This is a genomic window from Klebsiella sp. K5-204 (genome assembly GCF_030128585.1).
Classification (GTDB): Bacteria; Pseudomonadota; Gammaproteobacteria; order Enterobacterales; family Enterobacteriaceae; genus Klebsiella; species Klebsiella quasipneumoniae.
The window spans coordinates 158,050-170,926 of the sequence record NZ_JAKUZS010000008.1 but is presented as its reverse complement, the minus strand read 5'-3'; the positions used below and the strand labels follow the sequence as shown (position 1 = coordinate 170,926).

The 12,877-nt window shown below is 53.0% G+C and carries 15 protein-coding genes; 10 read left to right on the top strand and 5 right to left on the bottom strand.

Features of this window, described 5'->3' with window-relative positions; all coding sequences use genetic code 11:
- Window positions 1-33 precede the first annotated feature (33 nt).
- The 5 genes from frdA (at window position 34) to MKR05_RS21075 (ending at window position 3,974) form a co-directional block, all read left to right on the top strand.
- Entirely contained in the window at window positions 34-1,824 is a 1,791-nt protein-coding gene (gene frdA, locus MKR05_RS21095; RefSeq protein ID WP_050533658.1) for a fumarate reductase (quinol) flavoprotein subunit, read from the top strand.
- Complete coding sequence (frdB, locus tag MKR05_RS21090; RefSeq protein ID WP_004177729.1) at window positions 1,817-2,551, top strand: fumarate reductase iron-sulfur protein; 735 nt, start codon at window positions 1,817-1,819, stop codon at window positions 2,549-2,551. Before frdA ends, frdB begins: the two co-directional genes overlap by 8 nt.
- A 10-nt stretch (window positions 2,552-2,561) precedes the next feature.
- A complete protein-coding gene (gene frdC / locus MKR05_RS21085) occupies window positions 2,562-2,957 on the top strand; it encodes a fumarate reductase subunit FrdC (RefSeq protein WP_002885530.1) in 396 nt (131 codons plus the stop codon).
- 10 nt (window positions 2,958-2,967) lie between these two features.
- The gene (gene frdD, locus MKR05_RS21080) at window positions 2,968-3,327 is read left to right on the top strand and encodes a fumarate reductase subunit FrdD (RefSeq protein ID WP_002885526.1); all 360 of its coding nucleotides are present in this window, start codon (window positions 2,968-2,970) and stop codon (window positions 3,325-3,327) included.
- 113 nt (window positions 3,328-3,440) lie between these two features.
- Window positions 3,441-3,974, top strand: coding sequence for a lipocalin family protein (locus MKR05_RS21075; protein ID WP_032454621.1), 534 nt, complete (start codon window positions 3,441-3,443; stop codon window positions 3,972-3,974).
- Here the strand turns inward: MKR05_RS21075 and sugE are convergent.
- The 4 genes from sugE to efp all read right to left on the bottom strand — a co-directional run bounded on the left by sugE (window position 3,971) and on the right by efp (window position 5,507).
- Window positions 3,971-4,288 carry a quaternary ammonium compound efflux SMR transporter SugE gene (sugE, locus tag MKR05_RS21070; RefSeq protein WP_004206425.1) on the bottom strand — a complete coding sequence of 106 codons (318 nt, stop codon included), beginning with the start codon at window positions 4,286-4,288 and terminating at the stop codon, window positions 3,971-3,973. The genes MKR05_RS21075 and sugE overlap by 4 nt on opposite strands.
- Before the next feature lie 143 nt (window positions 4,289-4,431).
- Window positions 4,432-4,578, bottom strand: coding sequence for a lipoprotein toxin entericidin B (gene ecnB / locus MKR05_RS21065; RefSeq protein WP_004206423.1), 147 nt, complete (start codon window positions 4,576-4,578; stop codon window positions 4,432-4,434).
- Between the two features lie 157 nt (window positions 4,579-4,735).
- Complete coding sequence (locus tag MKR05_RS21060; RefSeq protein WP_050533655.1) at window positions 4,736-4,867, bottom strand: entericidin A/B family lipoprotein; 132 nt, start codon at window positions 4,865-4,867, stop codon at window positions 4,736-4,738.
- A 73-nt stretch (window positions 4,868-4,940) separates the two neighbouring features.
- The gene (gene efp / locus MKR05_RS21055; protein WP_004206421.1) at window positions 4,941-5,507 is read right to left on the bottom strand and encodes an elongation factor P; all 567 of its coding nucleotides are present in this window, start codon (window positions 5,505-5,507) and stop codon (window positions 4,941-4,943) included.
- A 41-nt stretch (window positions 5,508-5,548) separates the two neighbouring features.
- Between efp and epmB the strand changes: the two genes are divergently transcribed.
- Window positions 5,549-6,577, top strand: a complete 1,029-nt coding sequence (epmB, locus tag MKR05_RS21050) for an EF-P beta-lysylation protein EpmB (protein WP_032454620.1) — start codon at window positions 5,549-5,551, stop codon at window positions 6,575-6,577.
- 129 nt (window positions 6,578-6,706) lie between these two features.
- On the opposite strand, the gene MKR05_RS21045 is transcribed toward epmB, so the two are convergent.
- Window positions 6,707-7,351: a winged helix-turn-helix domain-containing protein gene (locus MKR05_RS21045; protein WP_044525214.1), complete on the bottom strand. Its 645-nt coding sequence runs from the start codon at window positions 7,349-7,351 to the stop codon at window positions 6,707-6,709.
- Between the two features lie 477 nt (window positions 7,352-7,828).
- Here MKR05_RS21045 and MKR05_RS21040 point away from each other — a divergent pair, with 477 nt between their 5' ends.
- Genes MKR05_RS21040 through MKR05_RS21025 form a run of 4 tightly spaced genes read left to right on the top strand, consistent with a single transcriptional unit; the run spans window position 7,829 to window position 12,753 of the window.
- On the top strand, window positions 7,829-8,389 hold the full coding sequence (locus MKR05_RS21040; RefSeq protein ID WP_004206418.1) for a fimbrial protein: 561 nt from the start codon (window positions 7,829-7,831) through the stop codon (window positions 8,387-8,389).
- Between the two features lie 58 nt (window positions 8,390-8,447).
- Window positions 8,448-9,134, top strand: a complete 687-nt coding sequence (locus tag MKR05_RS21035; protein WP_004206417.1) for a molecular chaperone — start codon at window positions 8,448-8,450, stop codon at window positions 9,132-9,134.
- A gap of 35 nt (window positions 9,135-9,169) precedes the next feature.
- Entirely contained in the window at window positions 9,170-11,713 is a 2,544-nt protein-coding gene (locus MKR05_RS21030; RefSeq protein WP_048296461.1) for a fimbria/pilus outer membrane usher protein, read from the top strand.
- A gap of 23 nt (window positions 11,714-11,736) precedes the next feature.
- The gene (locus MKR05_RS21025; RefSeq protein ID WP_048296460.1) at window positions 11,737-12,753 is read left to right on the top strand and encodes a fimbrial protein; all 1,017 of its coding nucleotides are present in this window, start codon (window positions 11,737-11,739) and stop codon (window positions 12,751-12,753) included.
- The last annotated feature ends 124 nt before the right edge of the window (window positions 12,754-12,877 follow it).

Genomic DNA, 12,877 nt, shown 5'->3' with positions numbered 1-12,877 from the left:
GGCGGCGAAATACACTAAAACTGGAGGAATGTCGTGCACACTTTTCAAGCCGATCTCGCCGTAATTGGCGCCGGCGGGGCAGGCCTTCGCGCCGCTATCGCCGCCGCCCAGGCCAACCCCAATGCCAAAATCGCCCTGATTTCTAAAGTCTATCCGATGCGCAGCCATACGGTCGCTGCAGAAGGGGGGTCCGCAGCCGTTGCCCAGGATCACGATAGCTTTGAGTACCATTTTCACGACACCGTCGCCGGAGGCGACTGGCTGTGCGAGCAGGATGTCGTCGACTATTTCGTTCACCACTGCCCGACGGAAATGACCCAGCTGGAACAGTGGGGATGCCCGTGGAGCCGCCGCCCTGACGGCAGCGTTAACGTCCGGCGCTTCGGTGGCATGAAGATCGAACGTACCTGGTTTGCCGCCGATAAAACCGGCTTCCACATGCTGCATACCCTCTTCCAGACCTCCCTTCAGTTTCCCCAAATTCAACGCTTTGATGAACATTTCGTCCTTGATCTGCTGGTCGATGACGGCCAGGCCCGCGGCCTGGTGGCGATGAATATGATGGAAGGCACGCTGGTGCAGATCCGCGCCAACGCGGTGGTGCTAGCCACCGGCGGCGCCGGACGCGTCTATCGCTACAACACCAACGGCGGCATCGTTACCGGTGACGGGATGGGTATGGCGCTGGGCCACGGCGTGCCGCTGCGCGATATGGAGTTCGTTCAGTATCACCCAACCGGTCTGCCGGGTTCCGGCATCCTGATGACCGAAGGCTGCCGCGGCGAAGGCGGGATTCTGGTCAACAAAAACGGCTATCGCTATCTGCAGGATTACGGCATGGGCCCGGAAACCCCGCTCGGCGAACCGAAGAACAAATATATGGAGCTGGGCCCACGCGACAAAGTGTCCCAGGCCTTCTGGCACGAATGGCGGAAAGGGAACACCATTCCCACGCCGCGCGGCGACGTGGTCTACCTCGATCTGCGCCACCTCGGCGAGAAAAAGCTGCTGGAGCGCCTGCCGTTTATCTGTGAGCTGGCGAAAGCCTACGTCGGCGTCGACCCGGTGAAAGAACCGATTCCGGTACGCCCGACCGCGCACTACACCATGGGCGGCATCGAAACCGATCAACAGTGCGAAACCCGCATCAAAGGGCTGTTTGCCGTGGGCGAATGCTCGTCCGTTGGTCTGCACGGCGCCAACCGCCTGGGCTCCAACTCGCTGGCCGAGCTGGTGGTCTTCGGCCGCCTGGCCGGGGAACAGGCCATGCGGCGCGCCGCGCAAGCGGGCGAGACGAACGGCTCCGCCCTTGATGCGCAAGCTGCCGATGTGGAGCGTCGTCTGAAAGATCTCGTCAACCAGGAGGGTAACGAAAACTGGGCGAAAATCCGCGACGAAATGGGGCTCTCGATGGAGGAAGGCTGCGGCATCTACCGGACGCCAGAGCTGATGCAGAAAACTATCGACAAGCTGGCTGAGCTGCAGGAGCGCTTTAAGCGCGTGCGCATTACCGACAACTCCAGCGTATTCAACACCGATCTGCTTTACACCATTGAGCTGGGACACGGTTTAAACGTTGCCGAATGTATGGCGCACTCGGCCATCGCCCGTAAAGAATCGCGCGGTGCGCACCAGCGTCTGGATGAAGGCTGTACCGAACGCGACGACGTCAACTTCCTCAAACATACGCTCGCCTTCCGCGAGGCTGATGGCACCACCCGCCTGGAATATGGCGATGTGAAGATCACCACGCTGCCGCCGGCGAAACGTGTCTATGGCGCTGAAGCGGAAGCGGCTGAGAAGAAGGAGACCACCCATGGCTGAGATGAAAAACCTGAAAGTCGAAGTGGTGCGTTACAACCCGGAGGTCGACACGGCACCGCACAGCGCGTTCTATGACGTGCCTTACGATGAGCAGACCTCGCTGCTGGACGCGCTGGGCTACATTAAAGACAACCTGGCGCCCGACCTGAGCTACCGCTGGTCCTGCCGGATGGCGATCTGCGGCTCCTGCGGCATGATGGTCAATAAGGTACCGAAGCTGGCCTGTAAAACCTTCCTGCGGGATTACACCAAAGGCATCAAGGTTGAAGCGCTGGCCAACTTCCCGATCGAGCGCGATCTGGTGGTGGATATGACCCACTTTATCGAAAGTCTGGAGGCCATTAAGCCCTATATCATCGGCAATAACCGCACCCCGGACCAGGGACCTAACAAGCAGACGCCGGCCCAGATGGCCAAATACCATCAGTTCTCCGGCTGTATCAACTGCGGACTGTGCTATGCCGCCTGTCCGCAGTTCGGCCTGAATCCGGAGTTTATCGGCCCGGCGGCGATCACCCTCGCCCACCGCTATAACGAAGACAGCCGCGACCACGGCAAAAAGGAACGCATGGCGCAGCTTAACGGCCAGAACGGCGTCTGGACCTGTACTTTCGTGGGCTACTGCTCGGAAGTGTGTCCGAAGCACGTCGACCCGGCGGCCGCGATCCAGCAGGGCAAAGTGGAAAGTTCGAAAGACTTTCTTATCGCCACCCTGAAACCACGCTAAGGAGTGCATTATGACGACGAAACGCAAACCCTACGTGCGGCCGATGACCTCCACCTGGTGGAAAAAGCTGCCGTTTTATCGCTTCTACATGGTGCGGGAAGGCACGGCGGTGCCGACGGTCTGGTTTAGCATTGTGCTGATTTACGGGCTGTTTGCCCTCAAGCACGGCGCCGAAAGCTGGGCGGGATATATCGGATTCCTGCAAAATCCAGTGGTGGTGATCCTCAATCTGATCACCCTGGCGGCGGCGCTGCTGCACACCAAAACCTGGTTCGAGCTGGCGCCGAAAGCCGCCAACGTCATCATCAAAGGCGAAAAAATGGGGCCAGAGCCGGTGATTAAAGGTCTCTGGGTGGTGACGGCGGTGGTCACCGTGGTGATCCTGTTTGTCGCCCTGTTCTGGTAAGGAGGCTGAGATGATTAATCCCAATCCGAAACGTTCCGATGAACCCGTTTTCTGGGGGCTGTTTGGCGCTGGCGGCATGTGGGGCGCGATTGTCGCGCCGGTGATGGTGCTGCTGGTGGGCATTTTGCTGCCGCTGGGGCTCGCCCCCGCCGACGCCTTCAGCTATGAGCGCGTGCTGGCCTTTGCCCAAAGCTTTATCGGCCGCGCGTTCATCTTTCTGATGATTGTCCTGCCGCTGTGGTGTGGGCTGCATCGTATTCACCACGCCATGCACGACCTGAAAATCCATGTGCCAAACGGCAAATGGGTCTTCTACGGTCTGGCGGCGATCCTCAGCGTCATTACTCTGGTTGGCGTACTGTTTATCTGATCCTGCAAGAGCCCGGCAGCAATTCTGCTACCGGGCTCGCTTCATAGAAAAATCTTGCCGCCTTTGCCCTGCCGGACTCTACACTTAGCTTAAAAGCCAGCAAGGAGCATACCATGCGTATCCTGCCGATAATCACCGCGGTCGCCGTCTCGTTCCTGTCTGTCGCCTGCAGCACCCCTGCCCCGCCGCCGGGCGTCACCGTGGTCACCCCCTTCGACGTTCAGCGCTATCTGGGTACCTGGTACGAAATCGCCCGCTTCGACCATCCTTTTGAAAGCGGGCTTGAAAAGGTCACGATCGCCTGGCAGCCGCGCGATGACGGCGGTCTGGACGTGGTCAATAAAGGCTATAACCCCGACCGCGACATGTGGCAGAAAACGGACGGGGTGGCGTATTTTACCGGCGAACCCAGCCGCGCCGCGCTGAAGATCTCCTTCTTCGGCCCCTTCTATGGCAGCTATAACGTCATTGCGCTGGATAAGGAGTATCGGTACGCGCTGGTCTGCGGCCCCGACCGCGACTATCTCTGGCTACTGGCGCGAGCCCCCACCATCGCCCCGGAAGTCAGGCAGCAGATGCTGGATATTGCCACCCGGCAGGGTTTTGATATCAGCAAACTGGTCTGGGTCAATCAGCGCTACAACTAGTGCGCGCTGATCTTCAGGCCAATGATGCCGACCACGATGCAGACAAGACTGGCGATACGCATAGCGCTGGCGGATTCACCTAACAGTACGATACCGGTCACAGCGGCGCCCACGGCGCCGATCCCCGTCCAGACGGCGTAAGCGGTACCCACCGGCAGGGTTTTCATCGCCCATGAAAGCAGCGCCATGCTGACGACCATCGCGACGATGGTGATGACGCTGGGAACCAGCCGGCTAAAGCCATGGGTATATTTCAGGCCGACGGCCCACACCACTTCCAGCAGGCCAGCGATAAATAAGACTATCCAGGACATAAGGCTCCTTTGCTGGGGCCGTCCCCGGATGAGAAACGCTTACGGGTCGTCCCGTAAGGTGGATGAAAAGTCGTAGTGAGTATATCCAACAGAATGGGAGAAGTGAAGAACGGTACGGCGCAAAACCGTACCGTCGAAGGCTGTTATTGCTGAGCTTTGGTTGCTGCGCCAGAGATTGCGCTGCCGCCCTCTGAAATATCCTGACCCACACCGCGCGTGGTGTTACAAGCGGTCAGTGCTGAAGAGAGGACCAAAACCGTAAAGAACGCTGCAATCGTTTTTTTCACCATAATGTCATCCTTAGTGTCAGTTTTGTTTTCATGCCCTATAAGCATAGACAAACCGTCCACAGATGAAGGGATCTTTGCGTTTTTTAAGAGAAAAGGAGTATTCGTGGAGGAAGCAGGCGCACCGCAAGGCGATCGCGGCAGGCGAAACGGAAGGAAGTCAGCTTACAGCGCGAGAGATGGCGTGACCCAGGCCCTGAATATCTTCACCGAAACCGCGGGCGGTATTGCAGCCAGACAGCAGTGCGCTGCTCAGAAACAGTAACGCCAGGAGTTTTGCGCTGCGCTTCATGTGTCGTGCTCGTCGTGCCAGTACAGAAAGAGCGGCGCAGCACAGAGGCTGCGCCAGTCATCATGACGTGAAATTACTTCACGCGGGATACGTATTCGCCAGAGCGAGTATCCACTTTAATCACTTCGCCAATCTGGACGAACAGCGGCACTTTAACCACAGCGCCAGTAGACAGGGTCGCTGGTTTACCACCGGTACCCGCGGTGTCGCCTTTCAGACCTGGGTCGGTTTCAACGATTTCCAGCTCAACGAAGTTCGGCGGGGTGACCGCGATCGGCTGGCCGTTCCACAGGGTCACGATGCACTCAGCCTGATCCAGCAGCCATTTGGCATTGTCACCGATCGCTTTCGCATCAGCAGACAGCTGTTCGAAGGTTTCGTTGTTCATGAAGTGCCAGAACTCACCGTCGTTATACAGGTAAGTCAGGTTCATATCGACAACGTCCGCGCCTTCTGCAGAATCAGTAGATTTGAAGGTTTTCTCAACGCGGGTGCCGGTCAGCAGACGGCGCAGCTTAACGCGCGCAAACGCCTGGCCTTTACCTGGTTTAACGAATTCGCTGGCTTCTACCGCATAAGGTTCGCCATCTAACATGATTTTAAGACCAGCACGAAAATCGTTGCTATAGTAAGTCGCCATAAGGCCCTCTGAAATTGTTTAACTGGTAGCTAAGCCACAAAATGGCGCATATTGTAACCCTAAATACCCCATCCAGAGAAGATTGGATAACGCAACTTGCCAATGTTGTGACCAGTCCTGATGAACTGCTGCGTCTTTTAAATGTAGACGCTGATGAAAAACTGCTCGCCGGACGTGAGGCCAGACGCCTGTTCCCGCTGCGCGTCCCGCGCGCGTTTATTGCCCGAATGGAGAAAGGCAACCCTGACGATCCGCTGCTTCGTCAGGTACTTACCGCCGAAGAGGAGTTTATCGTCGCCCCCGGCTACTCCACCGATCCGCTGGAAGAACAGCACAGCGTCGTGCCCGGCCTGTTGCACAAATATCGCAACCGGGCCCTGCTGTTGGTGAAAGGCGGTTGCGCGGTCAATTGCCGTTACTGCTTCCGCCGCCACTTCCCTTATGCCGAAAATCAGGGCACCAGGCGCAACTGGCAGACGGCAATGAACTATATCGCTGAGCATCCGCAGCTTGATGAAATCATCTTCTCCGGCGGCGACCCGCTGATGGCGAAGGACCATGAGCTTGACTGGCTAATGACCCAGCTGGAAGCCATTCCGCACGTTAAGCGTCTGCGTATTCACAGCCGCTTGCCGATCGTGATCCCGGCGCGCATCACCGAGATGCTGGCCAGCCGCTTCCACCGTTCGTCGCTGCAGGTGATCCTGGTTAACCACGTCAACCACGCTAATGAAATTGACGGCGAGTTTCGCGCGGCGATGGCCATGCTGCGTCAGGCGGGCGTCACGCTGCTTAACCAGAGCGTGCTGCTGCGCGGGGTGAATGATAACGCGCAAACCCTGGCCGATCTCAGCAATGCGCTGTTCAATGCCGGGGTAATGCCCTACTACCTGCACGTGCTGGACCGGGTACAAGGGGCGGCACACTTTATGGTCAGCGATGATGAAGCCCGTGAAATCATGCGTGAACTGTTGACCCTCATCTCCGGCTATATGGTGCCGAAGCTGGCGCGAGAGATCGGCGGCGAACCCAGCAAGACGCCGCTGGATTTAGGACTGAAGCAGCGTTAGCTCCCCTCCCTTGTCTGCCAGGTCGTGCTGGCAGACATCTTAATATGAATACACAGCCAGGTTGGGACTAACATACTCGGCAATCCACTTTACCGTTACCTTCTCGATATAAACCCCAGCGGCGGCGTATTATCGATGTAACACGATCAGTACGATAACATTGATAACTATCATCACGACAATCAGCGCGATTAACCAGGTGGGAACTTTAAAGGTTATATGTAATCGTTCCGATACTTTCTCTGCCACCTTCACGCTATTTTCCCGCCTATCATTCTCCTGGATTGCTAAATTCACTGGTAGTGGAAGACTTAATTTATGGTCAATTTTCCCCGTATCATTGAAAATGACATCAGCAGTTTTACTACTGTGAAAATGCGTTAATCTTTCCCGATTCATATTCTCGCACTCTTCATCCGAGAGCGGGATAACTAAAGTATCTGGGGCGACGCTAAAGCCTTTTTGTCTGACGGTGATAATGATATCCTCAGATAGTCCCGCTTTGAGCAGCGATTTTCTCAACAAAGAGATATTTTGATAAAATGTATTTTGCGAAACTACCACTCCCCGTGTTTCCCATACAGCCGCCAGAAATTCATCCCGAGAAATCACTTTGCCGCAATTCTGCAATAGCAGCAGCAAGCATCTGGCGGTAGGCGCATTGAGGCTGATGCTCTCCCCATTCCCGGCAAGCGGTCGCAGCTCATTCATATTGGCATTAAATATAATCTCCTGATTAATTATACAGCCATTAAATAATGCAATATCATCCATATCCTTGCCCCACGCAACCCTATTATCCATAACAAAAATAAATAATCCCAGCTAAACCATGGCGTGAACATTATCGCTTCAGACAGAAGCGGGGTCAGTTCACATTGAACTTCAGCTTTGAGGATACCGCATAAAAAATGACAAGCGATAGTTATCTTGTTTAAAAGCCACATTTTCGGATTAAATTTATCTCAACCTAACTCAACATCTCATTAGAAAAGGTCATTATTAAATTCACGTGTACTTCATCAAGAATTCACAAGCATTTTTTGCACCAGACTTTTAAATTACCCCCGCTTCTCCATGGTTCGCTATGGCAAGTGATATTGTAGCGTCGTTCAACAGGAAGGTAGGTTTCAGCACTATATAAGGAATGCTGGCGCTTATTTTCAATATCAATAGGAATGTATACTCCATTCCCATGATAACTGTTATCGATTCTACACAGGACTAAGTATCTATATATGGATTAATTAAATGAAAAAGACAATCGTAGCTGTAATGGTCGCTGCTTCTGCAGTTCTGAGTGCTCAGGTAATGGCAACCAACACCGCTCAGGTAACTGTACTGGGTGAAGTCTCTGATGCAGCTAACTCTTGCGTCGTGACTCCGACAGGTACCCTGAACAACGGTATCGTTCAGCTGATGACCGTGACCACTACCGAAGCGAATGCTGAAGCGGCTGGTGCTCTGTTTAAAACTCAGGACTTCGGTTTTGACGTGAAAGACTGCGCACAGGGTAGCGCCACTCCGGTTACTGCTGTAACCGTCAATGTGACCGGTGCCTCCAGCAACGCTAACATCCTGGACAACACCGCACCTGGCGGCGCTACCGGCATTGGTATCGGTATCCAGCGCGTACGTGATGCACACCGCGTAGGTTTCGACGGTTCTGACCTCATGACCGAAAGCTACACTGCAGCTGGCGGCACTCAGCTGAAGTACACCACTGGTTATGTGAAAGTGAACTCCGCGACTCCGGTTACCGAAGGTCCGGTTAAAGGTGTTGCGACCTTTACTATCGATTATACCCTCTAATTTTTCCCCGAAGGGCTCCGCTTCACGGCGGGCCCTTTTTCGCATTCAGAGAAAAACCATGTTCAGGAACTTATTAAATATCACCGCATCCTGTGCATTACTCCTCAGTAGTATTGCCCATGCTGGTATTGTGATTGAGTCCACCCGCTACCTCTATAAAGAAGGTGCGCGTGAAATCACCGCGCAAATCGAAAATAAAGATGACATCCCTTATCTGATTAAATCCTGGGTTGAAGCGCCGGCAGGGAAAACGCCCTCTTTTATGGCTACACCTCCGTTATTCCGCCTTGAGGGTAAGCAGCAGAATACCGTGCGTCTATTTTCTACCGGAAACGTCAATGCCCCGAACGACCGGGAATCCATATACTATTTTAACGTGATGGCCATCCCGCCGGCGGACGATGAGAAAGCCAACGCCAATACTATTCAACTGGCGGTCCGCCACCGCATGCGTCTGGTCTATCGTCCAAAAGCACTTTTCGACCTTTCTCCAAACATTGAAGCCAAAAAACTCGAATGGCGGAAATCAGGCACAAAACTGACGATTAAAAATCCAACACCGTTTTTCTTCTATTTCCATAGTGTTCAGATTGGTAGCAAAGAAGTGAAGCCGGAAGTCAACTCGGTCGCTCCAATGACGACCAAAGAAGTGACATTAAAAGAAAATATCAATGCCTCCAGCGTCAACTGGAAAGTAGTTAATGATTATGGCGGAGCAGGATCGCTCTATTCCTCATCGCTGTAATAAGAATTTTATTTTATCATTATAGGGATGTGTCTATGCCAAATAAGAATAATGGATTATTCAAACTATCCGCGGTCTTCCTCGCAATGCTTCCGGCATTGCTTTCTGGTTTGAATAATAAAGCGCAAGCACGTGACTTTTTCGATCCCTCATTCATTAGCTCATTGAATGGTAGCGATCCATCAACCACTCCCGACTTATCTATTTTCCAGACGCAGAACGCACAGGCGCCAGGGGATTATCGGGTAGATATCATGTTTAATGGTCGCTATCTGGATACCAGGACAATGAAGTTTGTTGCGAATAGCCGTGCCACTGGGAATAATCGAGAGCCCGCCCTGGTGCCCTGTTTGAGCCTGAAAACATTGGCAGAGTATGGCGTACGGGTTAAAGCCTTTCCCGAACTGGTCGAGGATAAAAACGGCTGCGCCAATCTTTCAGTCATCCCGGATACCAAAGCGGATTTCGACTTTACCGTCCAGCGCTTGAATATATCCATTCCGCAGGCGGCACTATCTACCACCGCACAGGGATATATTCCACCGGATCAGTTTGATGACGGCATCAACGCCCTGCTGGTGAACTATCAGTTCAGCGGCTCAAACGACATGCAGGCCAATGATGAATACTACAGCCTGAACCTGCAGTCTGGCCTCAACGTTGGCCCATGGCGTATCCGTAACCTCAGCACCTGGAATAAAAACAACGGCGATGCGGGTGATTGGGACTCAGCCTATCTCTACATGCAGCGCAGCATTCGTCCCATCAACAGTAACCTGGTGATGGGCGAGAGCTCGTCACTCTCAGGCATCTTTGACAGTGTACCGTTTACCGGTATTCAACTGGCCACCGATACATCAATGTTGCCGGAAAGTATGCGCGGCTATGCGCCGATTATCCGTGGTATCGCCAAAACCAACGCCCGTGTCTTCATTAAACAAAACGGCTACCAGGTATACCAGACCTACGTGGCGCCTGGCGCGTTTGAAATCACCGATATGTACCCGAGCGGCGGTAGCGGCGACCTTTACGTCACCGTGGAAGAGTCCGACGGTTCTAAGCAGGAGTTTGTCGTACCGTTCGCTACGCTGCCGGTGATGGTCCGTGAAGATCAGCTGGAATATGAAATTACGTCTGGTAAATATCGTCCTTACGACGGCGGGGTCGATGAAACGCCCTTTACGCAAGCTACCGCGACCTACGGTGTCTCCAGCAGCCTGACGCTTTATGGCGGGGTGCAGGCCGCATCGCGCTATCAGGCGCTGTCAACAGGCCTCGGCTATAACCTCGGCGAGCTTGGCGCCGCCTCGGCAGACGTCACCCAAGCCTGGTCAAAAATGAAAGACGACGAAAAGACCTCTGGGCAGTCATGGCGTGTCCGTTACGGGAAAAATATTATCGAAACCGGTACAAACGTGACTATCGCTGGCTACCGCTATTCCACCCGCGGATTTAATACCCTCTCTGAAGTGTTAGATAGCTATTCTAATGACGGCAAGTATACTCCTCGCTCGCTGCGCAACCGCACCAATCTGACGCTGAATCAAAGCCTGGGTAAAGGCCTCGGCAGTCTGTCTATCAGTGGATTGATTGAAGATTACTGGGACGATAAGCGCACCAACAAGTCGATTAGCGTGGGGTACAACGGTGGCTTCCGCAATGTAAACTATTACCTCGGGTACAGCTATAACCGCTATACCTGGAGCGGGAATAACTCCGGGAAAGACGCCCAGGACGATCAACGTATCTCGCTGACCGTCACGCTGCCGCTGAGCAACTGGCTACCGGGCACCTATACCAGTTATCAGTTAACCAACAGTAATCCGGGGTCTACCGATCAGTCGGTCTCCATCGGTGGTAACGCGCTGGATAACGACAGCCTGGAGTGGAGCCTGCAGCAAGGATACAGCAACCGGGAATACTACAGCGGCGATATGCGCGCAACCTATAACGGTGCTCGCGGCAGCGTCAATGCCGGTTACAGCTACGATCGCGGTAGCGAGCGTATAGACTATGGCGCCAACGGCAGCATTGTCGCTCATGCCGATGGGGTCACGCTTGGTCAGGACATCACCGATGCCGCCGTACTGGTTAAGGCCCCAGGTTTGGATAACGTCAAGCTGGCCAACGATAACACCATCACCACCGACTATCGTGGTTACGCCATCGTACCTTATGTCACGCCTTATCGTCGCACCGATATCACCCTCGATAGTACTTCGCTTGGCGAAGATATGGAGCTTCCGGAAACCACGCAGAGCGTCGTTCCGACACGCGGCGCCATCGTGCGGGCCAATTATGCCGGTAATATCGGCCAGCGCGCATTTGTCCATCTGAAAACGGCCAGCGGCCAGGACGTGCCTTATGGCGCGATGGTGCTGCTCGCCGGCGACAGCAAGTCGCAGCCAAGCATCGTCAGCGACGCCGGGATGGTCTATATGTCCGGCCTGCAGCAAACCGGAATACTTAACGTGCAATGGGGCAAAAGCGCGGCGCAGCAATGCAATGCTTCCTTTACTTTACCGGCCAGGGAAGGCAAAGCGTCTGGCATCAGTCAAATCGAAACGGTTTGTCGCTAATATCGACCAAGGAACAATAAAGAATGAGAAAAATACTTGTTTTTTTATGTCTACTATTTTGCTGTAGTGAGGCAGTTGCAAAATGTGATTATTTTGATTCTACTGGAACGGTGTTATTCAACCTAAGTCCGAAAATCGCAACGGATCCAACAATACCAGTAGGTACAGTTTTGTATACCAAAAAAGTCGGTACCGGGCACTATAAAACCTTTGAGTGTAATAAATTACTGGGGGATCAATACATTGTTGATTCAACCGCACCTGAGGTGCCAGGCGTCACGGGTATCATGGGTAAGCCGGTTTATGAAACAGGGATTGATGGTATTGGTTTTCAATTTTCAGATATTCTGGACAGCAAACATGGGTCAATTAAACCAGCAGTTGCTCAATCAATGATTGTACCTATAAAGAGATCTAATGATGATTATAGATTCATGACAGTATGGTTAATCAAAACGAAGCCTGTCATTGATACATCCGGTGTCAGTACCAATCCGGTATTTAAATTCTCTGCGGGTAACTTAAACACCAACCCCAGGCCATCTGACCGCCTTTTGCTCACAGCGACCCTAAAGTTCAAGAGTATTTCGTATAGAGCAACCTCATGTGACATTTCAGTATCAGGGCCTAGCCAAATCACCCTGAATACAATTGAAAAAAATACATTAATGTCAATCCCTCGGGGCGGCACAACCCCATCACAGAAAACTATCACAATGGACGTTTCATGCCCAGCGGGTTCAATTGGTAATAAACTTTACTATTGGTTTAACCCAGTTGGTGGCACCAGCCCTGCGGGGAATGGTATCATCGATAATCTGCTAACAGGAAGCGGAGCAGCAAGCAACGTTGGCATTATCTTCAAAAAAGATAATAGCCCGGTTATATTTTATGATGCAGAGACATACAGTTTTGCCAGCGCTCAAGCATCGCAACAATTTAAATTCACCGCCGATTATTATCGAATGAGCGATAATAGCGCTGAAGTCACGGCCGGGCATGTAAAAGCGATGCTTGAGGTGGTTATTCAGGAAGAATAAACAAAATTACAATCGCATAAAAGGTGGATAATGATATCCACCTTTTTTATTCCCTTGTGAATAACCAAATGCACTGTAATATGTAAATGTGTAAAAATAAGGAGATATCATCGGGAGCACATCA